General features: G+C 71.2%; 17 protein-coding genes. 3 read left to right on the plus strand and 14 right to left on the minus strand.

Annotation, left to right across the window (positions count from 1 at the left end):
- Window positions 1-183: 183 nt before the first annotated feature.
- Window positions 184-1,063 (plus strand): IS5 family transposase gene (locus ACFWPT_RS11230; protein ID WP_380481236.1). Its coding sequence is split into 2 segments (ribosomal slippage): window positions 184-218 and window positions 217-1,063, totalling 882 coding nucleotides; the frame shifts between segments, so codons are not numbered across the junction.
- 7 nt (window positions 1,064-1,070) lie between these two features.
- Here ACFWPT_RS11230 and ACFWPT_RS11235 read toward each other — a convergent pair.
- Window positions 1,071-1,901 carry an isocitrate lyase/phosphoenolpyruvate mutase family protein gene (locus ACFWPT_RS11235; RefSeq protein WP_380481414.1) on the minus strand — a complete coding sequence of 277 codons (831 nt, stop codon included), beginning with the start codon at window positions 1,899-1,901 and terminating at the stop codon, window positions 1,071-1,073.
- A gap of 129 nt (window positions 1,902-2,030) precedes the next feature.
- Between ACFWPT_RS11235 and ACFWPT_RS11240 the strand changes: the two genes are divergently transcribed.
- Window positions 2,031-3,269 (plus strand): IS701 family transposase, encoded by a 1,239-nt coding sequence (locus tag ACFWPT_RS11240; RefSeq protein ID WP_380481239.1) that lies wholly within the window; start codon window positions 2,031-2,033, stop codon window positions 3,267-3,269.
- Window positions 3,270-3,502: 233 nt separating this feature from the next.
- On the opposite strand, the gene ACFWPT_RS11245 is transcribed toward ACFWPT_RS11240, so the two are convergent.
- The gene (locus ACFWPT_RS11245) at window positions 3,503-4,564 is read right to left on the minus strand and encodes a CU044_5270 family protein (protein WP_380481242.1); all 1,062 of its coding nucleotides are present in this window, start codon (window positions 4,562-4,564) and stop codon (window positions 3,503-3,505) included.
- Between the two features lie 5 nt (window positions 4,565-4,569).
- The gene (locus ACFWPT_RS11250; protein WP_380368481.1) at window positions 4,570-5,202 is read right to left on the minus strand and encodes an RNA polymerase sigma factor; all 633 of its coding nucleotides are present in this window, start codon (window positions 5,200-5,202) and stop codon (window positions 4,570-4,572) included.
- A gap of 334 nt (window positions 5,203-5,536) precedes the next feature.
- Between ACFWPT_RS11250 and ACFWPT_RS11255 the strand changes: the two genes are divergently transcribed.
- Complete coding sequence (locus tag ACFWPT_RS11255; RefSeq protein ID WP_380481244.1) at window positions 5,537-9,331, plus strand: cytochrome D1 domain-containing protein; 3,795 nt, start codon at window positions 5,537-5,539, stop codon at window positions 9,329-9,331.
- Window positions 9,332-9,381: 50 nt separating this feature from the next.
- Here the strand turns inward: ACFWPT_RS11255 and ACFWPT_RS11260 are convergent, their stop codons facing one another.
- The 11 genes from ACFWPT_RS11260 to ACFWPT_RS11310 all read right to left on the minus strand — a co-directional run bounded on the left by ACFWPT_RS11260 (window position 9,382) and on the right by ACFWPT_RS11310 (window position 21,515).
- Complete coding sequence (locus ACFWPT_RS11260) at window positions 9,382-11,079, minus strand: amino acid adenylation domain-containing protein (RefSeq protein WP_380481247.1); 1,698 nt, start codon at window positions 11,077-11,079, stop codon at window positions 9,382-9,384.
- A gap of 139 nt (window positions 11,080-11,218) precedes the next feature.
- On the minus strand, window positions 11,219-13,072 hold the full coding sequence (locus ACFWPT_RS11265) for an ABC transporter ATP-binding protein (RefSeq protein ID WP_380481250.1): 1,854 nt from the start codon (window positions 13,070-13,072) through the stop codon (window positions 11,219-11,221).
- Window positions 13,069-14,742 (minus strand): ABC transporter ATP-binding protein, encoded by a 1,674-nt coding sequence (locus ACFWPT_RS11270; protein WP_380368488.1) that lies wholly within the window; start codon window positions 14,740-14,742, stop codon window positions 13,069-13,071. Before ACFWPT_RS11270 ends, ACFWPT_RS11265 begins: the two co-directional genes overlap by 4 nt.
- Before the next feature lie 181 nt (window positions 14,743-14,923).
- Window positions 14,924-16,114, minus strand: a complete 1,191-nt coding sequence (locus ACFWPT_RS11275; RefSeq protein WP_380481254.1) for a nucleotidyltransferase family protein — start codon at window positions 16,112-16,114, stop codon at window positions 14,924-14,926.
- The gene (gene pyk / locus ACFWPT_RS11280; protein ID WP_380423550.1) at window positions 16,111-17,202 is read right to left on the minus strand and encodes a pyruvate kinase; all 1,092 of its coding nucleotides are present in this window, start codon (window positions 17,200-17,202) and stop codon (window positions 16,111-16,113) included. Before pyk ends, ACFWPT_RS11275 begins: the two co-directional genes overlap by 4 nt.
- Complete coding sequence (locus ACFWPT_RS11285) at window positions 17,196-18,029, minus strand: hypothetical protein (protein ID WP_380481256.1); 834 nt, start codon at window positions 18,027-18,029, stop codon at window positions 17,196-17,198. The genes pyk and ACFWPT_RS11285 overlap by 7 nt, the downstream gene beginning before the upstream one ends.
- 3 nt (window positions 18,030-18,032) lie before the next feature.
- The gene (locus ACFWPT_RS11290; protein WP_380481259.1) at window positions 18,033-18,770 is read right to left on the minus strand and encodes an adenylate kinase family protein; all 738 of its coding nucleotides are present in this window, start codon (window positions 18,768-18,770) and stop codon (window positions 18,033-18,035) included.
- A gap of 1 nt (window position 18,771) precedes the next feature.
- The gene (locus ACFWPT_RS11295; protein ID WP_380481261.1) at window positions 18,772-20,088 is read right to left on the minus strand and encodes a hypothetical protein; all 1,317 of its coding nucleotides are present in this window, start codon (window positions 20,086-20,088) and stop codon (window positions 18,772-18,774) included.
- Entirely contained in the window at window positions 20,081-20,350 is a 270-nt protein-coding gene (locus ACFWPT_RS11300) for an acyl carrier protein (RefSeq protein WP_380368502.1), read from the minus strand. The genes ACFWPT_RS11295 and ACFWPT_RS11300 overlap by 8 nt, the downstream gene beginning before the upstream one ends.
- Complete coding sequence (locus ACFWPT_RS11305; RefSeq protein WP_380481264.1) at window positions 20,347-20,778, minus strand: hypothetical protein; 432 nt, start codon at window positions 20,776-20,778, stop codon at window positions 20,347-20,349. The genes ACFWPT_RS11300 and ACFWPT_RS11305 overlap by 4 nt, the downstream gene beginning before the upstream one ends.
- Window positions 20,766-21,515, minus strand: coding sequence for an acyl-CoA dehydrogenase family protein (locus ACFWPT_RS11310; RefSeq protein WP_380481267.1), 750 nt, complete (start codon window positions 21,513-21,515; stop codon window positions 20,766-20,768). The genes ACFWPT_RS11305 and ACFWPT_RS11310 overlap by 13 nt, the downstream gene beginning before the upstream one ends.
- Window positions 21,516-21,595: the final 80 nt, after the last annotated feature.

Raw genomic sequence — 21,595 nt, forward strand, 5'->3', positions numbered from 1 at the left:
CGCACCTCGCCGCGTTGTCGTCAGTCGCCGATGCTCCGCATGGACTCCCTCCTCCGCCTTGCGATGCACGCACCCCAACGCCGCCACGCCCGCCCCCCGGGCGGACGACGGGAGTTTGAAGACACGCCCTAGGCCTTTTCCGGCGGATCACGTGACGGCCTCGTTCTTGGATGATTATTGCTTGTGGGGCGGGGCGATCTGGCAAGCGAGGAGTGGGCGGTTGGGGCCGCAGCTGCCGAAGTCCGGTTGCCGCGGAGGGCGCTGGATCGATCACCGGAAGGTGATCAACGGGATCCTTTTCCGAATACGCACAGGCGTCCCGTGGCGGGACCTGCCCTCGCGGTTCGGGAACTGGAAAACCGTCTACGAGCGCCACCGCCGTTGGTCAGCGGACGGCACGTGGGAAGCCCTCTACCAGGCCGTCCTGACCGACGCCGACGCTCAGGGGCGAATCGACTGGAGCATGGTCGGCGTGGACTCCACCTCGCGTCGTGCCCACCAGCACGCTGCCGGAGCACCGCGCAGGCCGCCACGGCTCCCCAAGCGAAGATCAACGCCCCGGCAGCACCGTCCCGACGAAGGACTCGGACGCTCCAGAGGCGGTTTGACCTGCAAGCTCCGCCTTGCCGGGGAGGGCGGCCTTCGCCCACTGGCCCTGCTGATCACACCGGGCCAGTGGGGCGACAGCCCGCAGCTGATCCCCGTGCTGGAGCGCATCCGGGTCAAGCGCACCGGCGGTGGCCATCCGCGCACACGGCCCGACCACCTCGGTGGCGACAAGGCCTACAGCTCCCGCCGTAACCGCCGCTACCTGCGCAGACGCCAGATCAAGCACACCATCCCCGAACCGAAGGACCAGCGGGCCAACCGCCGGCGCCGCGGCAGTAGAGGAGGCCGACCCACGGGCTTCGACAAGCAGATGTACAAGCGCCGCAACGAAGTCGAGCGCACGATCAACCGCCTCAAGAGCTTCCGGGCAGTGGCGACGCGCTATGACAAGCGGGCCTACGTCTTCCACGGAACCGTCACCGTAGCGGCGATCAGGCTGTGGCTGCGCCCCTGACCGCGTCTCAGTGCGCGGGCTCGGCCAGGAGCAGCGCGTTGAGGGTGGCGTAGTCGAATCCGCCCTCCAGTGTGGTCGTCGTGCCATTCTCCAGCAGTTCGCGGGCAGCCCGGCGGACCAGCCCGTACGCCGCCTCGGCGATGGAGGATCCAGCACTGATGCGGGCGGCTCCCGCCTCGGCGAGCTCAGAGACCGGGAGTGCGCCGGGGCCGGCCAGGACGTTCACCGGCAGGGGTTGAGAGCCCACGAGTGCCCTGACCGTCTCGGCGTCCGGCGTGCCGAGGACGAAGATACCGTCCGCGCCGGCTGCCGCGTAGGCGCGGGCGCGGGTGAGCGTCTCGTCCAGCCAGGCCGTGTGGTCACCTGGCGGCAGGCGGTGCGTGTCGATGCGGGCGTTGATGAACAGCGGGATGCCGGTCTCGTCCGCGGCCCTGCGGGCGGCTGCGATCCGCTCAGCCTGCTCGGCGACGGGGCGCAGGGTGTCCTCGAGGTTGATCCCCACGGCTCCGGCCGCGAGGACGCCTCGGACAGTCTCGGCCACGCCGTCAGGGCCGGTCGCATAGCCGCGTTCGATGTCGGCGGTGACCGGTACGTCAACAGCGGCCGTGATCCGGGCGATCGCGCCGAGCGCCTGGTCGCGGGTCATGTGATCGCCGTCGCCGCGGCCGAGTGACCAGGCGACCCCGGCACTGGTGGTCGCGATCGCAACAGCACCTGCGTCCGCCACCACACAAGCGGAAGCACCGTCCCACGCATTGGGCAGGACCAGCGGCGTGCCAGGTACATGCAGGGAACGGAACCTCTGTGCCACATCAAGAAGCGTTGCCATAAGCAACATTGCATCACGAGAGCCAGATGGACGATCAAGGCCCACACCCCGTCGACGCCATGATCCGTCGGACAGGGCCTAGTAGTACTTCGTTAGGTTGATTTGATCTTGTGGTCGTGGCGGTGCATGCTGCGGTCTGTGGATCTTGGTGAGGTGGAAAGGCTGCGCGGAGATCTCGGCGACTTCGTGGCCGAGGTCTTCGCGTCCCTGGCGCGTAAGGATCAGCGACGGCAGGGGGATTGCTATCTGCGCGGGCTGATGCTGGACGGGCGGCGCAAGTCGATCCAGCCGATGGCCGAGCGGCTGCCGGACGGGAACATGCAGGCGCTGCAGCAGTTCGTCAGCCAGTCGCCGTGGGACCACACGCCGGTGCTGCGGCAGATTGCGCGGAAGATGACCGCCGCGCTCGCGCCGGAGGCGTGGGTGATCGACGACACCTCGTTCCCGAAGGCCGGCGACCAGTCGGCGGCGACGTCAAGGCAGTACTGCGGCGCTCTGGGCAAACGCTCGCTCTGCCAGGTCGGGGTGAGCGTCCACGCCGTCACCGACCAGGCCTCCAGCCCGCTGTCCTGGCGGCTGTTCGTGCCACCGGAGTGGGGCGACCGTGGCGATGTCCGCCGCCGTCGCACCGGCCTGCCACCGGAGGTCGGGCACGTCGAGAAGTGGCGCCTGGCGATCGACACGCTCGACGAGCTGACCGCCTGGGGACTCGATCCCCAGGTCGTGGTCGCCGACGCCGGATACGGCCAGTCCGCCGCCTTCCGCCATGCCCTGCGCTCCCGGGACCTGGACTACATCGTGGCGGTGCGCGGCGACGAGACCGCGCACCGCCACGACGCTGAACCAGTGGCTCCCGTCTACGGCGGTGCGGGACGCAGGACGCTGCCCCGCTACCGCGCCGACTCCGTCGCCCTGCACGAGCACGCAACCGAGGACGGCCGCCGGGTGTTTCGGCAGGTCACCTGGCGCCAGGGCAGCCGCGGAGCGATGCGTTCAAGGTTCCGCGTCCTACAGGTACGGCCCGCAGGGAAGATCCCCCGCACGCTCGCCACGGCCGACGCGGGCGGAAGTGCCGCCTGGGACGGCGTCCTGCCGGCCGAGACGCTGCTGGCCGAATGGCCTACGGGCGCGAGCGCGCCCACCGAGTACTGGCTGACCAGCCTGCCGCCCGACACCGCGATCCGCCGCCTCGTGCGCCTGGCCAAGATCCGCTGGCGCATCGAGCACGACTACCGCGAGATGAAGCACGGCCTGGGCCTGGACCACTTCGAGGGCCGCACCTGGCGAGGCTGGCACCACCATGTCACCCTCGTCACCGCCGCCCACGCCTTCCTCACCCTCCGGCGCCTCGACCCAAAAGTCGAGACGCCGGCCTGACCTTCTACCGAGTCCTCGACGCCATCCAGGACCTCATACGGGCCTGGACCGGCGAATGCCCCACCTGCCACCGCGAGTTACCCAACATCCAGCGACCAGGACACACCAGACCACTACAGACCTAACGAAGTACTACTAGAGCTCTCTGTCCGACTCCGTTCACACGGCTCCGCCCGCCGCCCCGGCCCGAGAACGAGGGCCGGAACGACGGGCGGAGCGACGCGCGGGTGCGGTCAGGCCTGGGCGTTGCCCGGCTGGCGGCCCGGGGCGTCGGCGGCGGCGCGCTTGAGGACGGCGGTGTTCGCGATGACGGTGCCGGGCTTGACCCCGGAGACCTCGGTGACCTGGACGCTGCGCTCGCCCAGGAAGGTGTAGGAGCTGCGGTCGAAGATGATCTCGTCTCGGGAGCCGGTGGCGGTGTTGGTACGGGCGATCGCGATGCCGGTGCGCCCGGCGGCGTCGGTGGCGCTGTCGAGGAGGACGACACCGGGGATGCGGGCCGCAGCCTGGTAGAGCGCGGCGGCGAGCTCGCCGGGGAGGGCCTGCTCGCGGATCAGGTCGCCGATGGTGACGAACGCCTGCTGGTCCGGCCCGCTGCCGCTTCCCTTGGTCTCGGTGTAGATCTTCTGCAGCAGTTCCTGCGGGTCGGTGGGCAGGGTGCGCAGGTAGTCGTAGGAGGGTGCGTTCAGGTGGTTGCCGCTGTCCGCCGAGAGTGCCGCGCCGCCTTCCGGGGACTTGCCCTCTTCGGTGAGCCAGCCCGTGCGGCCGTCGGCCGAGTGCCAGATCTGCCGCTGGTGGGGCTTCTCGACCCACACCTTCGACGTGCCGCTGCTGAGGTCGACGGAGCCCGCGAGGTGGGAGACGGTGCTCTCGATGTAGACGTACTGCCCCGGGCGCAGGACGACGTCCGGCGCGGCCTTGGCGGCCAGCGAGATCCGCTCCACCGCGCCGGCCAGGCCTGCGGTGTCGCCCGCCGAGACCTGGATGACGGGCGCGGCGATGCGCTCACTGCCCGCGGGGGTTGCTCCCGGGCTGCCGAGCGTGGTGGCCGCCACGGTGGCGGCGAGGGCGAGGGCCGCCACCGTGGTGGGTACGGCGATCAGCAGCCGCCGACGCTTCCTGGCCTCGGGGCGGACCGGCACTGCGGCTTCGGTGGTACGGGTGATCTCGTTCATCAGGAACTCCTCGATCTGGCGCTGCCGGCCGAGCGGGACGGCAGGTGCTCCGGCCGCCGGCAGCAGGTGCCTCAGCTTCGTGTCATCGAGCGGCTGCCGCCGCTGCGGGATGCTGGTCATCTGCTTCACTCCTTGTTCGACCGGGCCGGAACCATCCGGCCACCCTGTACTTGTCCGGCTGCCCGCAGGGGTTCCCGGCGAGTTTTCGAGGCCTGCCGCAGTTCCTTGTCGGCCAGGGCACGCAGCCGGGTCCGGGCCCTGGAGAGCCTGGAGCGCACGGTGCCGACCGGGATGCCGAGGGCCTCGGCGGCCTCGGGGTAGCTGAGGTCCGCCCACACGCACAGCGAGAACACCTCGCGCTCCCCACGACGCAGTTTCTCCAACGCCGTCTTGGCGGCCAGCAGCTGATCGCGGTCGGCGATCCGACCGACCAGCTCGTCGGCGAAGTCCGGGGCGGGTTCGGCGAGCGGCATGCGGGCGAGGGCGGCCGCGTGCCGGCGGGCGGCTCTGGCCCGGTTGCGCAGCACGTTGACGGTGATGCCCATCAACCACGGGCGCGGAGTGACCCCTTCGTCGCGGAGCTTGTCCCGCAGGCGCCAGGCCTCCAGGAAGACCACCGCCATGACGTCCTCGGCACCGGCGCGATCCCCGCTCACCCGGACCGCGTGTGCCAGAACCGCGCGCGAGTGCTCCTGGAACAACTGCCGGAAGGCGTCCGGGTCCCCGGCTCTGATCCGTTCGTGCAGCGAATAGTCCACACCTCTGGTTGTCCTGCCACCACGAAGCAGTTCCAGTGAGCTGCGTCACAGGTGTGCCGGCGACCCGCGGGTGCCTTTCGCGCTGACGACGGGTCCTCCGCGCAGGTGCCGACTTGAGCGGCGGCACCTGCGCGGCGGCACCTGAGGCGCTCGGCCCGGTAGCGAGCGGCTGCCCACCGGGCCGTCCCCCGAACGCCACGAGGTGTTCCGGCGAACCCCCCGATGCCGAGAACTCTGCAGCGGCGGCGCATTGTCCGAAAGAGCCCTCTGGGCAGGACATTCAAGTCGGACAACGATGTGAGGGGGCGGGAGAGGCCTGCCAGGGGTGGTGAACGTGGACACGCGGCCGAACGGGACACGGCGCAAGGCCCGGCTGGGCAGACCGGAGCGGTTCGTGGATCCGCAGGCCGGTCCGGTGGAGCGGCTCGCCTGGGAGCTGCGCCAGTTGCGGGACCGGTCGGGCGCACCGAGCTACCGCGTGCTGGCGAAGGAGTCGCACTACTCCGCCAGCACGCTGGCGGAGGCGGCGAAGGGTGAGCGCCTGCCGTCGCTGGCCGTGGTGCTCGCCTACGCGCGGGTGTGCGGCGGGGAGCAGGCGGAGTGGGAGGCCCGCTGGCAGGCGGCGTCCCGGGCCGTCCAAGGGCCGTCCGCCACGGCGCAGGACGGCGGTACGGACCGTGCGGACGGGGGCGGCCCCGCTCTCAGCCCGTACCTGGGACTGGCCGCGTTCGGCACGGGGGACGCCGACATCTTCTTCGGCCGGTCGGAACTGGTGAGCCACCTGGTCCGGCACGTGGGTGAGCACCGGCTGACGGCAGTCGTCGGCGCCTCCGGCAGCGGCAAGTCCTCGCTGCTGCGGGCGGGGCTGCTTCCCCGGCTCGACGAGGCCTGGCACACCGCGCCGCTGGTTCCCGGCGACCGCCCGCTGCGGGCGCTGGCCCTGGCGGTCTGCGCGCTGACGGGCGGTGACGCGGAGGCGCTGTCCCGCGCGCTGGCCGACGAGCCCGCGGCCCTGGGGATCGCGCTGGACACCTGGCTGGTCACGCAGCCCGCCGACCGGCGCGTCGTCCTCGTCGTCGACCAGTTCGAGGAGCTCTTCACCACCTGCGCGGACGCCGGGGAGCGGGAGGCGGCCCTGGCCTGCCTGGCCTGGACGGCCGGCGAGCGCACAACTGGCGACGGGGCCGCCGGCGCAGCCGAGGCCCGGGTACGGGTCGTCATCAGCGTGCGCGCCGACTTCTACGACCGCTGCCTCGCCCACCCCGCCTTGGCCGCCGCCCTCCGCTCCGGCGCCCAGCTGCCGGTCGGCGCACCCACCCGGGCCGAGCTGCGGGACATCGTCGTCGAACCCGCGGCCCGAGCGGGCGTCGTGGTGGACCCCGACCTGCTGGAGGCCGTCCTCGCGGAGGCCACCGGCCAGCCCGGCGCCTTGCCGCTGGTGGCCCACGCGATGCGCGAGACCTGGACCAGGCGCCGCGGGGCCGTCCTGCGGCTGGCCGACTACCGGGCCACCGGCGGCATGCGGGGAGCCATCACCCAGACCGCCGAGGCCATGTACGCCGGTCTCCCGCCGGGCCACCAGGAGGCCATGCGGCTGCTGTTCCTCCGGCTCACCGCCCCGGGCGAGGGCACCGAGGACACCCGCCGCCGCCTGGCCCGGGAGGAACTCGACGGCCTCGCCGGCGCCGCGACCGTCGACGACCTCCTGCACCGGCTCGCCGCCGCCCGCCTGATCGTCCTGGCCGACGGCACCGTCGACGTCGCCCACGAAGCGGTCATCCGCGCCTGGCCGCGGCTGCGCCACTGGCTCGACGTCGATCGCGAGGCCCTGCGGACGCACCGCCGGCTCACCCAGGCCGCCCTGACCTGGCACGAACTCCGCCGCGACCCGGGCGCGTTGTACCGGGGAGCGCAGCTCGCCACCGCCCGGGGCTGGTCCCGTACCGGCGGCGCGGCGCTCAATCGGCTGGAGTCCGCCTTCCTGGACGCCAGCACCGCGGCGGACGACCAGCGTGGCCGCCGCCGGCGCCGGACGGTCATGGCGCTGGCCGTCCTGACCGTGCTCTCCCTGGTGCTGGCGGTGACCGCGTTCGTCCAGGGGGCGCAGTCCGACGCGCAGCGCCGCATCGCGGTCTCCCGCGAACGGGCCGCCCAGTCCAGGCAACTCCTCGAAACGCAGCCCGAGGCCGCGGCGCTGGTCGCGTTGGAGGGCTACCGGGCGGCCCACAGCACCGAGGCCCGCAGCAGCCTGCTGAGCGCCTACGCCGCCTACTCCTCCAACCAGTTCACCGGTCACACCGGCGCCGTGACGGCGGTGGCGTACGCGCCCGACGGCCGGACCCTGGCCACCGGCAGCGCCGACCACACCGTGAAACTGTGGGACACCACCACCCACCGCCTGCTCGCCACCCTGACCGGCCACACCGGCACCGTCAACACGGTCGCCTTCAGCCCCGACGGCCGCACCCTGGCCAGCGCCGGCACCGACAGCACCGTACGGCTGTGGGACGTCGCCTCCGGCCGCACGACGGGCATCCTCACCGGCCACACCGGCGTCGTCTCCTCGGCGGCGTTCTCGCCCGACGGCCGCACCCTGGCCACCGCCGGGTACGACCAGACCGCCCGGCTGTGGGACGTGGCGTCCCAGCGCGCCCTCACCACGCTCACAGGTCACGCCGGTTCCGTACGAGCGGTGGCGTACGCGCCCGACGGCCGCACCCTGGCCACCGGCGGCGCCGACCACACCGTGAAGCTGTGGGACACCACCACCCACCGCCTGCTCGCCACCCTGACCGGCCACACCGGCACCGTCGGCACGGTCGCCTTCAGCCCCGACGGCCGCACCCTGGCCAGCGCCGGCACCGACCGCACCGTACGGCTGTGGGACCTGGCATCGCACGACACCACGACCGTCCTCGACGGGCACACCCAGGAGGTGAGCCAGGCCGCGTTCACCGCCGACGGCCGCACCCTGACCACGATCGGCCAGGACAACACGGTCGCCCTGTGGGACGTGGCCGAGCGCCGGCTGACCGCCACCCTCCACGAGACCAACACGTCCGCCCCCGCGCTGGCGCTCTCCCCCGACGGCAACGAGCTGGCCACCACCGCCACCGATCACATCGTCCACACGTGGGACCTCAAGACCCGCCGGATCGCCGCCACCTTCAGCGCGACGAACGACCTGGAGGCCGTCGCGACCGTCGCCACCTACGCCCCCGACGGCCGGACACTCGCCATCGGCCACACCGACGGCTCCGTCACCTTGTGGACCACCACCCCGCCCCGCCCCCTCGTGACCTTCCCGGCGCACAGCCAGGACATCATGCACCTGGCGTTCTCCCCGGACGGCCTCCTGCTGGCCACCGCGAGCTCCGACCGCACGGCGCGGCTGTGGGACGCCGCGTCAGGCCGCCCGGTGGCCACGCTCGAAGGCCACACCGACCAGGTGTCGGGCGTCGCCTTCTCCCCCGACGGCCGCACCCTGGCCACCAGCAGCCTCGACACGACCGTCCGCCTGTGGGACGTGGCGACCCACCAGACGACAGCGGTCCTCCAGGGGCACACCAGCCTGGTCTCCAAGGCCGTCTTCGCCCCCGACGGCCGCACGCTGGCCACCGCCGGATACGACGGGACGGTGCGCCTGTGGGACGTGGCCACGCACCGCACCCTCGCCGTACTGTCCGAGAACACCAACGCCATCGCCTCCCTGGCCTACTCCCCCGACGGCCGCACCCTGGCCACCGGCAGCTCCGACGCCACCGTGCGCCTGTGGGACGTGGCGCAGCGCCGGGCGGTCGCCGCCCTCACCGGCCACATCAACACCGTCTTCTCCCTCACCTTCAGCTCCGACGGCCGCACGCTGGCCAGCACGGACGCCAGCGGCACGGTGTGCCTGTGGGACGTGGCATCACAGCAGGTCAAGGCACTGCTCGTCGGTCACACCAGAGCCGTGCACACGGCCGCCTTCAGCCCCGACCAGAGCACGCTCCTCACCGCCGCCGGCGACGGAGCACGGCTGTGGCCCACGGACGCGGACCGAACCGCCGACCGCATCTGCGACCTGAGCCGGACCAACCACTGGCCCGGATCCCTCTCCGGCACCACCACGGGCGAGGCCTGCCGGTGAGCGGACTCACGGCGGTATCACGACCTGACGGCCGCACGCTTGCGCCCCCGCTACCCGGACGGCTGGTGGAGCGAGCGGTAGTCGACCTTGCCGTTCCCGTTCCGGGGGAGGCCCGGCAGCCGCACCCAGCGCCGAGGGAGCATCGGATTCGGCAGGCTCGACCGCAGCGATGCGAACAGGTCGTCCTGAAGCGTCCCCGGCTCCGCCGCGTAGTAGGCGACGAGCCGTGCCTCGCCTCCGGCGCCCTCTGCGACCACCGCGCACTCCGTCACACCGGGTATTCCGGAGACAGCGGCCTCCACCTCGTCCAGCTCGACGCGGACGCCGGCGAGCTTGACCTGCCGGTCGGCGCGCCCGGTGCAGTGGACCAGCCCATCGGCGAAGTAGGCCGTGTCCCCCGTGCGGTAGAGCCTGCCGGTGGGTGAGCGGGGGTCGAACTCGTCGACGAAGAACGATGCACCGGTGAGCTCCGGGTCGTTGACGTAGCCCGCCCCCACAGCGCACCCGCCCACCCACAGCTCTCCTGCTTCGCCGGGCTCTGCCGCCCTCCATCCACCGTCTTCCCTGACCAGCAGATAGAGGGCTATGCCGGGTAGGGGGCCACCGGCCGGAAGCTGCGGCAGGGCCAGGTCCGCCGGCCTCACGTGGTGGAGCGCGACGTCGTCGGAGCACTCGCTCGCCCCGTAGGCGTTGAGGAGGTCGGTCTGCGGAAGCGCTCGTAGGACCGCCGCCGCCAGCCCGGGGTCGAGCCGCTCACCCGTCGAGACGAGGCATCGCAGGTCGGGCAGGGCCGGGCCGGAGCGGCGGGCCGCCTGCGCGTCTCGCACGATCCAGCCGACCACGGTGGGGACCAGCTCCATCACGGTGATCCCCCGGCTCTCGGCGTAGCCCACGAGGCGGCGGGCGAACCGGAGGTCCGCCTCGGGAACCACCACGACGGACCCGCCCACGAGCAGGACGGCGAGCATCTGCCAGACGGAGATGACGTGGACCGGCGGCGCGGTGAAGGCGACCCGGTCCGATGCTGTCAGCCGCAGCGCGCCGACCATCGACCGGAGGTGGTTCATCATCCCGAGCTGCTCCACCACCGCGCCCTTCGGCCGGCCGGTGGTTCCGGAGGTGTGGATGACATAGCGCGCCTCGTCGTCCGGCGGTTCGGTCGACAGCGCGAACGACGGCGCGAACAATGGCGCCTCGGCTGTGGACCCCGGTGGCGTCAGCACCGCGATGGAGGCCTCGGCCGCCGCCGCGCGGAGCGGGCTCCCGGCCGCCCCCGACAGGGCGTCGAGCAGGAACAGGCATCGGGGCCGGGCGTTCTCCAGCACCTCCGCCAGCCGGGCCTCGGGCCACCCGGGATCGATCGGCACGTACGTCGCGCCCAGGCTCTCGACGGCCAGGAACACGGCGACGGTGTCCGCGCCCCGGGGGCCGGCGACGGCGATCCGGTCGGCGGAGCCGCACCCTTCGCCGAGGAGGGCTGCACGGATCTGACGGACCCGGACGCACAGGTGGTGGTAGGTGATCTCCTCCGAATCCGCCACCACGGCGACGCGGCCCGCGTCCTCGGCCGCCAGCTCACTGACGCGGGCCCAGACGGTCCTCGTTTCCCCGCCCCGGCCCGCGCGCTCGGCCCCCCTCAGAGCACGGCGGACCGCCGACGGCGCCTCGTCGGCGAGCATCAGCAGCCGGTGCAGTCCGGCGCTTCGAGACCGGCATGCTGGGACGCCGGTGTCGACGGGGTGCTCCATGGATGTCCTCCTCCGTTCAACGCGGGTGCGGCGCGGGCCGGGAGCGACCGGCGACCGGCTGTCGCGTCATGTCCTTGGTCCAGGGCCAGGGCGCGTCCGGTGGATCCCTTCGGGTCCGCCACGATCCACCGGACCCGCCCTACCGGGGAAGGTCCGCACCCGGCTGGGCGAACTGCGCCCGGTACAGACGGGCGTACGCGCCACCGGCGGCGAGCAGCTCCGGGTGCCGTCCCTGTTCCACGATCGAGCCGTTCTGCAGGACGAGAATGGCGTCCGCGTCGCGCACCGTGGACAGTCTGTGGGCGATCACGAAGCAGGTTCGCCCCTCGCTCAGCCGCGCCATGGCCCGTCGGACCAGCAGCTCGGTCCGCGTGTCCACCGCGCTCGTGGCCTCGTCGAGCACCAGGATCGCCGGGTCGGCCAGGAACGCCCGGGCGATGGTGATCAACTGGCTTTCCCCCGCGCTGATCCCGGCGTTCTCGCCGTCGAGTACGGTGTCGTACCCGTCCGGCAGCGTGCGGATGAAGTGGTCCGCGTGGGCGGACCTGGCAGCCAGCTCTATCTGCTCCCGGGTGGCGCCCTCCCGGCCGTACCCGATGTTGTCCGCGATCGATCCCTCGAAGAGCCAGGTGTCCTGGAGCACCGCGCCGATGTGACGCCGCAGAGTGGCGCGCTGCAGCTCCCTGAGGTCGACTCCGTTGAGCGTGATCCGCCCTCCGGTGACGTCGTAGAAGCGCAGCAGCAGGTTGACCAGGGTCGTCTTGCCGGCGCCCGTGGGCCCGACCACGGCGATCGTCCTCCCGGGCTCGACCGTCAGCGAGAAGTCCTCGATCAGCGGGCTCTTCGGCTCGTACCTGAAGCCGACCGACTCGAAGCGGATCAGACCCCGACCCACGACATGCCCTCGTTCGACGGCGTCCGGCGTCTCCTCGACGGCGTCCAGCAGCTCGAAGACCCGGCCGGCCGAGACGACGCCCGACTGCACCACCCCGGCGAGACTGGTCACCTGGGTCAGTGGTCCGCTGAGCTGCCGCGCGTACTGGATGAACGCCTGGACGTCGCCGATCGACATCGTTCCGGAGATCACCCGCAGGCAGCCGACCACGGCGACCACGACATGGCCCAGGTTGTTGACGAAGGTCATCACCGGCTGGCTGCTTCCGCTGAACAGCTGTGCCTGGTAGGCGGATCTGAACACGGCCTCGTTGTGCTCCCGGAAGACTGCCGCCGACCGCTCGCCCTGGTCGAACGCCTTGACCAGGGTGTGGCTGGCGTACATCTCCTCGACGTGGGCGTTCAACCGGCCCATCGCGTTCCACTGCTCGGTGAGGCGGGGTTGTGCCCGTCGGCCGAGCAGCGCGGTGGCCGTCATCGCCGCGGGCACCACCGTGAGGGCGATCACCGCGAGCAGTGGGGACAGCCGGAGCATCACCACCACCAGGCCCAGGATCAGCAGCACCGAATTGGTCAGCTGGCTGAGGGTCTGCTGCAGGGTCTGGACGATGTTGTCGATGTCGTGCGTGATCCGGCTGAGGACCTCGCCGCGCCGGTGCGTGTCGAAGTAGGCGAGCGGAAGCCGGGCCAACTTCGCCTCGGCGTCCGAACGGAGCCGGTAGGCGGAACGCTGGATGGCCTTGGTCGCCTGTCGGCCCTGCAGTACCCAGCAGAGCCCGGAGAGGCCGTACACACCGAGTGCGAGCGAGAGGACCCCGGCCACGGGGGCGAGGCCGCCGCCGCCCTGCCCCGGGCCGGAGCCCGACGGCCGCGGCGCCGTTGCCATCGCCACGATCAGGTCGGTGGCGCGCCCCAACAGCAGGGGTCCGGCCACGTTCAGCGTGATGCTCGCGAGCCCGAGGACGAGCATCAGCACGAACGGCCTTTGAAGGCCCACCAGTTCCAGCAACCGACGCGCGGTGGCCAGGAATTCGCCCCGCGGCGGGCCCGTGGGCGTACCCGACGCGGTCCGGGCCCTCTTCGACCGTCCGGCGCTCACGTCGTCCGCTCCTCGTCCAGCTGGGATGCGACGATCTCGCGGTACACCGGATTCGAGGCCAGCAAGGCGTCGTGAGTCCCGGTACCGACCACCGCCCCGGCATCCAGGACGACGATGCGGTCCGCGTGCCGCACCGTTGCCACCCGCTGTGCCACCACGACGACCGCGGCGCCGGCCGCCTCCACGGCCAGGGCCGCGCGCAGCCGCGCCTCGGTGGTGGAGTCGAGCGCCGAGAACGCGTCGTCGAACAGATAGATCTGCGGACGGTGCACCAGCACCCTGGCGATCGCGAGCCGTTGTCGCTGCCCACCGGAGAAGTTGGTGCCGCCCTGCGCGACCGGTGTGTCGAGGCCCTCGTCCAGCGCCTCGACGAACTCCTTCGCCTGCGCGACCGCGAGTGCGTTCCAGAGCTCCTCGTCCGTGGCGTCGGGCCGTCCGAAGCGCAGATTCGAAGCGATCGAACCGGAGACCAGCGAGGCGTTCTGCGGTACGAGACCGACCGAACGACGCAGCACCGACTGGTCCAGGTCCCGTACGTCCTCGCCCCCCACGCGCACCTGACCGGCCGTCGCGTCGGCGAGTCGCGGCACGAGCCCGAGCAGTGTGCTCTTCCCGCTGCCGGTCGATCCCACGACGGCCGTCGTCTCGCCCGGCGCCGCGGTGAGGTCCACGTCGCGCAGAACGGCCTCCTGGGCGCCCGCGTAGCGGAAGGAGACGCCGCGCAGCTCAAGGTGCCCCGGCCGCGGCTGGGCGTGGAGGGGCTGCCCGGCCGGCCGGACACTGGACTCGGTGGTGAGGACCTCGGCAATGCGTGCGGCGCAGATCTCGGCCCGTGGTACCGCCATGAGCGTGAAGGTGGCAGTGATCACGGCGACCAGGATGAGCGTCAAGTACCCGAGGAAGGCGGTGAGCGCGCCGACCTGGAGGCCGCCGTCCCGGATCCGGTACGCCCCCAGCCAGAGCAGCACCACGCCGAACAGGTTCACCAGCGTCGCCGCCAGTGGAAACATCGAGGACGTCAACAGGCCGGCCCGCACCGAGTGGTGGGTGAGCTCCGCGTTGGCCCGGGTGAACCGCTGCCGCTCGAACTCGTCCCGCGCGAACGCGCGGATCACCCGGATACCGGTGACCTGCTCCCGCAGGACCCGGTTCACCACGTCCATCCCCCGCTGCATGCCGGCGAAGTGCGGCCGCAGTCGGCGCACGACCAGGGCCACGGGCAGACCGAGCAGCGGGACCACGGCGAACAGGGCCGAGGCCATCGGCACGTCCTGTCCGAGAGCGAGCACGACACCGCCGACGGCCGTGATCGGTGCGGCGACGAGGCCGGTCAGTGCCGCCGACACCAGGTTCTGGACCTGCTGGACGTCGTTGGTGGTACGGGTGATGAGCGACGCCGTACCGAAGTTGCCGACCTCACGGGAGGAGAAGCCCTGCACCCGCTGGAAGACCTCCGCCCTGATGTCGCGGCCGACCGCCATCGCGATCCGCGCGCCCAGCCCGACGGCGCCCAACGCGCAGCCGACCTGGAGGAGGGAGACGACGAGCATGAGGCCTCCCCGCCGCAGGACGAAGGCCGGGTCGGCACCGAGCGCGCCGTCGTCGATGATGTCGGCGCTCAGCCTCGGCAGGTAGAGCAGGGCGACCGTCTGCACGAGCTGCAGGGCCATCAGGGACACGAGTTCGCGTCGGTACGGTCGCAAGCCGTTCCGGACGAGGGCGGCCAACGAGCGGGCTCGGGCCCGTCCGCCGGGCACCGGCGGCGGCGTCTCGGCCGGCGGCGGTGGTGGTGGTCGCCTCGCAGCGCGCGTCGTCATCGGCATCCCCGCACCGTCCCGTCCCCGAGCCGCGTCACACCACGGCCCGTGGGCCCGGCACGGTGCTTCGCGCCTTCGGCGTGCGCGACCTCCTGGGGTTGAACAACCGATCCGCGAAGCCCTGTTCCCAGCGGTCGGGCCGGCCGTCCAGTACGCCGTACGTCTCCAGCAGATCCGGATCGGCCGGCCCGAACTCCGCGGTCAGCGCCGGCGGAACCCCGTCGGGGAACACCTGCCCGGTGTGGTGCAGCGCGTAGCGGATGCTGTCCGCACAGCCGTACCGCCGGACCCGCGACACCAGGGTTTCCAGCTGTTCGCCGGACAGCCGGTTCAGCAACTGGACGAGATCGAGGAACTTGAGGATCGTCAGGTCCTTGCCGATCTCGATGTACATCAGCGTCGTCGCCTCGACGTGCAGTTGGACGCAGACGTCGATGAACTGGTCCACGGCATCGAGCCTGCGGCTCGCCTCGCCGAAGAGCACGGCGTCGACCGCGCGGGCCAGGATCTCGGCGGGACCGACCACCGCCCCGGAACCGGGCTGGAACACGTTGAAGCACGGATCCAGCACGAACACCTCGACGTCGTCACGTTGGGCCGGCTTGAGGTAGGGAAGCGTCGAATTGGCCAGGCTGACCTTCCACACCATCTGCGTCCGCCGGTCGAAGGGCACCACCAGCTCGGCGTTGCCCGAGAAATGACCCTGCCGGTAGCCCAGCCCTTCGACGACCGAGGTGAACTCCGGCAGCGAGTCCCTGCTCAGCAGCACGTCGAGATCGCCCATCCGGCGCAGTCCCACATCGCCGTAGACGCCCTCGGTGAGCACCGGTCCCTTGCGGATCGCGTAGTCGAGACCGCCGGCGTTCAGGCCCCGGATCACCTTGACGTACTCGTCGGCGAGCGCGTGGTTGCGTCGCCGGTTCCCCTCGTAGGCGTACGCGTAGATCCAGCGGTAAGGAGCCAGGCTGCGCCCGTCCGCGGAGTGGACCAGGCGGTACGTCAGGAGATTGCGCCCGATGAGCGGCAGGACCCCGTGCCGGCACGCCTGGTCGACCAGCAGCCCCCAGTCGAGGTCCTGACCGTTGGCCGTCAGGAAGCGGAAGATCCGTTGCTGCTGCGCCGGCTCCAACCGCGGACGGGCGAGCGCCAGCAGCAGCCTCGCCTCCGGTGACAGGTCTTCCAGGCAGCCGTGCGTCAGGGAGTCGTCGATCGAGCTGTCGGTCACTGCTCTCCTCCGTGCGTGTCCGGGTTGGTTCGACCACCCGCGACGGCGCGGTCGGATGCCTCGCTGATCTCGTCCCGGTAGCGCTCGGCTCGGACGATGACCCTGTGCAGGACCTCGACCACGCGTACCGGATGCAGGCCGTAGCCGGTCTCGCCGGTCACCATGAGCGCGTCGGCCCCGTCGATGACCGCATTGGCGATGTCCGACACCTCGGCCCGGGTGGGCAGGGTGCTCCGGCGCATCGAGTGCAGGAGCTGGGTGGCGACCACGGAGAGCCTGCCCCGGCCGGCGCACTCCGCCACGATCCGCTTCTGCGCCATCGGGACGTCCTCGAACGGGATCTCGACGGCCAGATCTCCGCGCGCCACCATCAGACCGTCGAAGGCCGAGGCCAGTGACGGCAGCGAAGCCAGGGCGTCGGGGTGCTCGACCTTGCCGATGACCAGCTGGTCGGGCGCGATCGCGTGGACCGCCGCGTAGTCGTCGGCGGAGGCGGCGAAGGAGAGCGCCACCAGGTCGACGCCGAGTGCTCGGGCGAACTCCAGGTCGTCGGCGTCCCGTTCGCAGAGCCCGGCGGGGACGGTGGTCGCCCCCGGGATCGTGACGCCGCGGCCCGACGTCACCGGACCGCCCTGGACGACCGTACACCGCAGCTCGGACGCGGATGCCGCCGTCACGACCAGGACGATCGCACCGTCGTCGATCAGCACCTCGGCGCCAGGGCGGAGCCGCTCCGGCTGCCACGGATGCGTGGTCCAGGTGCGATGGGACGCCGCCTCGACCGGCTTGGCACACAGCGTGACGACCTCGCCCGGTTGCCACTGCGCCTGGCCGTCCGGGAGCGCCCCGAGCCGGTTCTTCCTCCCCTGGAGGTCGGCGAGCAGAAGGACCCGCCGGCCGATGTCGGCCGACACCTCGCGGATGTCGCGCACGGCGGTCGCATGCTGCTCGCGGGTGCCGTTGCCCATGCTCAGACGGACGACGTCCACACCGGCCCGCAGGACGTTCTCCAGGCAGGGCCGCGTCCCGCTGACCGGGCCGAGTGTCGCGATGATGGCGGTCCGCCGCCCGGGAAAGCTGCTCAGCACAGTCGGAGGTCCTTTACGCTGCATCGGTGGTACTCCCGGTGGAAGCCCTCCGGATCCGTCATCGCCACCGGCGTCACCCCGTGGAGGACTCCGGCGGTCGGCAGGTTGTTCACGAAGACGATCCGATCGGGCCCCAGCGCCCCGACGGTCGTTCCGCACTCGGCCAACGCCGACTCGCAGTGGTCGGCCCGCAGCACGGGCTTGCGGCCGTCGGTGAGTTCGTCGGACCACTCGAAGACCTCGTCGAAGCGCAGCGAACGCTGACGCAGGTACGGACGCATGTCGATGAGTTGCAGCTCACCACCGGTGAAGCCGGTGACCGGACCGTACAGGTGCGAGAAGAGCAGCGCATCGCAGTCGGTGTGGAAGCGCTTGAAGCTCCAGCTGGTGCCGTAGAGCTCGATCGGGATGGCACCGTCCGAGATGGTACCGACCTTGATCCGGAAGTCGCTCTCCTCGCCTCCGCGGGCGGTTCGGCGCCGGAACACCTCCCACACCGCTCGGAAGAGCGCTTGGTGATAGGTCCGCGCCTGTTCCAGCGTGAAGTGGCGCGGGACACCGCTCACCAGGGCGGCCCCCGGGCCGGCCGGGTCGCCGCTCCTGGACAGCAGGTCCACGATCGCGGACGCGAGCTCCGCGCCGACCGCCTCCGGGTGGACCGGAGCGGGGAGGTCCTCGCCCAGGACGATCTCCCATCCCGCGAACGGCGTCCGGCGCTCCAGCGGCGGCTGGTCGGGCGGTTGGTCGGGCGGTTGGTCGGGCGGTTGGTCCGCCAGCGAACTCAGCGCGGATCTGCGCAGGGCCATCATGTCGGTACCCGAGCCCATCGGTCAGTCCTCCAGACCATCGGTCAGATCATCGGTCGAGTCGGGCACGTCGGCGTCCACGGCGTCCATGGCGTCCATGGCGTCCATGGCGTCCAGCGATTCCCACAGCGCGGCACGGACCTCGTCCGACGGGCGCGTTCCATCGACCTCGCGCAGGAGCGATCGCTCGGCGAAATAGGCGCGCAGATCGCCGATGATGCGGTGGTAGTCGGCCAGACGCCGTTCGAAACTGGCGGCGGCGTCGTCTCGGCGACGCATCACGCCGCCGCCGCAACCAGGGCAGGCGGGGGCGTCCGGGTCGTCCGTCGTCGCTCCGCACTCCACGCAGAGACGGCGGTTCGCCACCCGGGTGCGTGCCGTGCCGTCCGGCACGGTCACGACGGCGAATCCGGTCACCCGCACGTCCCGGTCGGCAGCGGTGCGCAGCAGGTCGTCGCATTGCGGAAGATCGCGGGGGTAGCCCTCCACCGCCACGACCCGCACGGCGGCCGGCAGGTGGTCGAGGAAGTGGGCGAACTCCAGCCGCACGAGCTCGTCGGGGAGCAGTTCCTGACGCAGCAGGGTCTCGCGCATCCGCGTGCCGAGCGGGTGGCCGGCCGCCGCGAGCCGGAGCCCGTAGTCCCGCACGCCGAAGCGGGCCAGATCGGGGTGCCGGTCGTCGAGTGCCATCAGCGCCGTCGACTTTCCGGCGCCCGGCGGTCCGGTGACCAGGACGGCGTTCGGTGGAGTTCCGTTGCGCATGTCAGTCCCGCCCGGTTCCGGGGGGACGCTGCTCGGAGCGTGCCGAGAACAACGCCCAGGCGCGCTCGACCGTCTCGCGATCGGCCGTGACCCTTCCCTCGGCCAGGTGGATCTCCAATGCGCGCAAGGTCGCGTAGAGCCGCCGGTCGGGTTCGGCCAGAAGGAGCTCGGTCAGGTGGTAGAGCTGGTTGGTGTCGGCGGCCATCCGGAGCGAGTCCGGGAACTCGTCGGCCAGGAGCCTCGCCAGGTCCTGGGGACCGTTGTCGACCAGGTACACCGTCAGCGGATCGGCGTAGAGGTACTCGATGGCCTGTTCCCAGTCGTCCGTCTGACGGACGTTGGGGCATCGGTGCGGGTCGTTTCCTTCCAGGATGCGAACCCTTCCGTCGTCCTCGATGAGGCACGCCAGCCCCTCCAAGTGGCGGACCTGCGGGCCGTTGTAGGTGCGAGCCGGCACACTCTTGCCCTGCTCGGTCTCGAACCGCCGGCCGAACACCTCGGCCAGGGACTGCTCGGGAAGGCTGACCGGCAACCGGGACAGCTTCCGTTGGTTCATCCGGCCTTCGACGATCAGGTTCTTGAAATAGACGAGGACTGTCCGCCCGTCCGGCAGATGAATCCTCCGCTGGTAGTCGTCCATCTCGGTGAGCTCCCCGCCGAGCGCCGCCGCGAGCTTCTCGGTGGTCGAATCACCGTCGAGAAGAACGGATCTGACGTAGCAGCCGACGTCCCGTAGGCCGTCCTCACCGAGCAGGCGGATGACCCTGGCTGCCGGCTCGACGCCGATCCGCTGGGCGTGGAACCAGTCGAGACTGATGCGGATGGTGAAGTTCGCCCTGGCCAGGTGCGCGGGCCGGGTGCGCCATGCGTCCACCAGGCTGCGCACCCGCCGACCGGTCTCGTCCTCGTCCGCGGCGAAATGCGCGCTGGTGATGAGCTCGATCTCCTCGAGACCGGGTGAGTCGACCTCATGGACGAACCGCTCGCAGAACTCCGGCTCGACCATGGGCTCGCCACCACCGGACAGCACGGCCTTCCACAGTCCCATGCCGTTCATCAGCTTCAGGACCGGAGCCGGATCCCGGGCGACGCTGTACCTGCTTAACCGATTTAGGGACATCGGTGCGGCGTAGTTGCAGTGCCCGCAGCCGACCGGACACTCCGATGACGGCCAGACGTAGCAGGTCGTGCCGGTGGTCGGCCCGTGCTCCGTGTATCGGGTCAGCGAGGCGATGACCTGATCACGGCACTCGGTGAGTGCCGAATCATTCACGGCCGAAGCCGAATTCGCTTCCCGCTTGAACAGGGATTCAGGCATGATGGCGCCCTCCGCTCGCATCTGAATTGACCGGCAGGTCGGCGACGGCCGCCCAGACCGCACCTGCCGTTTTGAACGTTTCGGAAACGAGCCGCTCGTCCGGTACGGAGATGCCCATCCCTTCCTCCAGATCCATCACCAGATTCACCATGGCAAGGGAGTCCAGACCCAGGTCCGCCAGCAATTCGTCTGCCGAGACCGGCCCGTCGGCCATCGGCAGGTGCCGACGGAGAATTTCCTCGAATTCCGCCGGCCAAGTCATCGCGGACCGTCCTCGTCGTCAACGGTCGAGTCGATGACGGACATCAGGTCAGCGGGCAGGACGGTGACATCGCGATCGAGTAGCGCGAGCGCCCCGTTCATGGTGAGCAGGCGGTCGTTGTTGAAATTCAGGCGCGCCGACCGGAGATCGCGGAAGTTCCGCTCAAGAGGGATTCCGGCATCCCGGCTGTAGCCCTCGAACAGCCCGGCGATCTGGAGCAGGCGATCCGCGGCCCTGAACGTCAGTTCCGAGGAGACGACTTTGAGATTGTTGAGATGGATCTGGGTCGCCGTCCCGCTCAGTGACGACCCCTCTCGCCGACGTGCCAGGATCTCGTCCCGGACGGTGCCGAGATAGGCGGCGACGAGTTCGACATCGATCCTGGCCCGTGCGATCCGCGCGGCCACCAGGTCGGTCAGACGGCCCACGCCAGGTGCCCGGCCGGGATCATGCTCTCCACGGCGACGGTCCTGAAGTCGCCCGGACTCCCCACGACCTGCCAGGCAGGCACCGTACCCGCCAGCTTCATCCCCCGGCTCTCGGTACCCCGCATCCCCAAGGTGTTCCAGGCGCCCGAGGGGGCCACGGAAAGCTGGTGCCGGTCGGCGTAGCACAGGGTGACCCGGTGGTCGGCGGCGTCGGGCGACTCGCGCATGGTCACCAGGAATCCCTCGGCATGGGCGCCGCCGGTGACGATCGGCGCCTCACGCTCGAATCCCAGCTGCTCCCCCGCCCCGTTCAGGGCGGCTCGCCCGCTGAGCAGGTGTCCGCCCTTGCCCGGCTCGGTGGTCACCGACGCGAGGTACACCTCTCCCGACGCCAGCCGCGGAAGCAGCTCGTCCCGCAGCCGCGCCGAGCCGAAGCGCACGATGCAGTCGACCTGCTGGCAGTGCATCGCCCAGATCATCGCCGTCGAGGAGCAGCCCGACGCCAGCAGGCCCGCCACGGCCACGAGGTCGCCGAGATCTCCTCCCAGTCCGCCGTACTCCTCGGGTACGAGAAGTCCCATCAGGCCGTTCGCCCGCAAGAGCCCGACAGCCTCCTCCGGGAACCGGGCGGAGTCGTCCGTCCCGGCATCTTGAGCCCGGATATCCGGAAGTACAGCGCGGGCCTTCCGGCAGGCAGCCGCTGATGTTCTGCTTCCCATCTCATCCACCCCGTTCATTCACATCGCCGGACGCCGGTGCACTGGGTGCACCGGCGAGTCCGCGGACGGTATGGCATCGATCCAGGCCTGATATCGCA

It is taken from the genome of Kitasatospora sp. NPDC058478, assembly GCF_042720345.1.
Taxonomy (GTDB): domain Bacteria; phylum Actinomycetota; class Actinomycetes; order Streptomycetales; family Streptomycetaceae; genus Kitasatospora.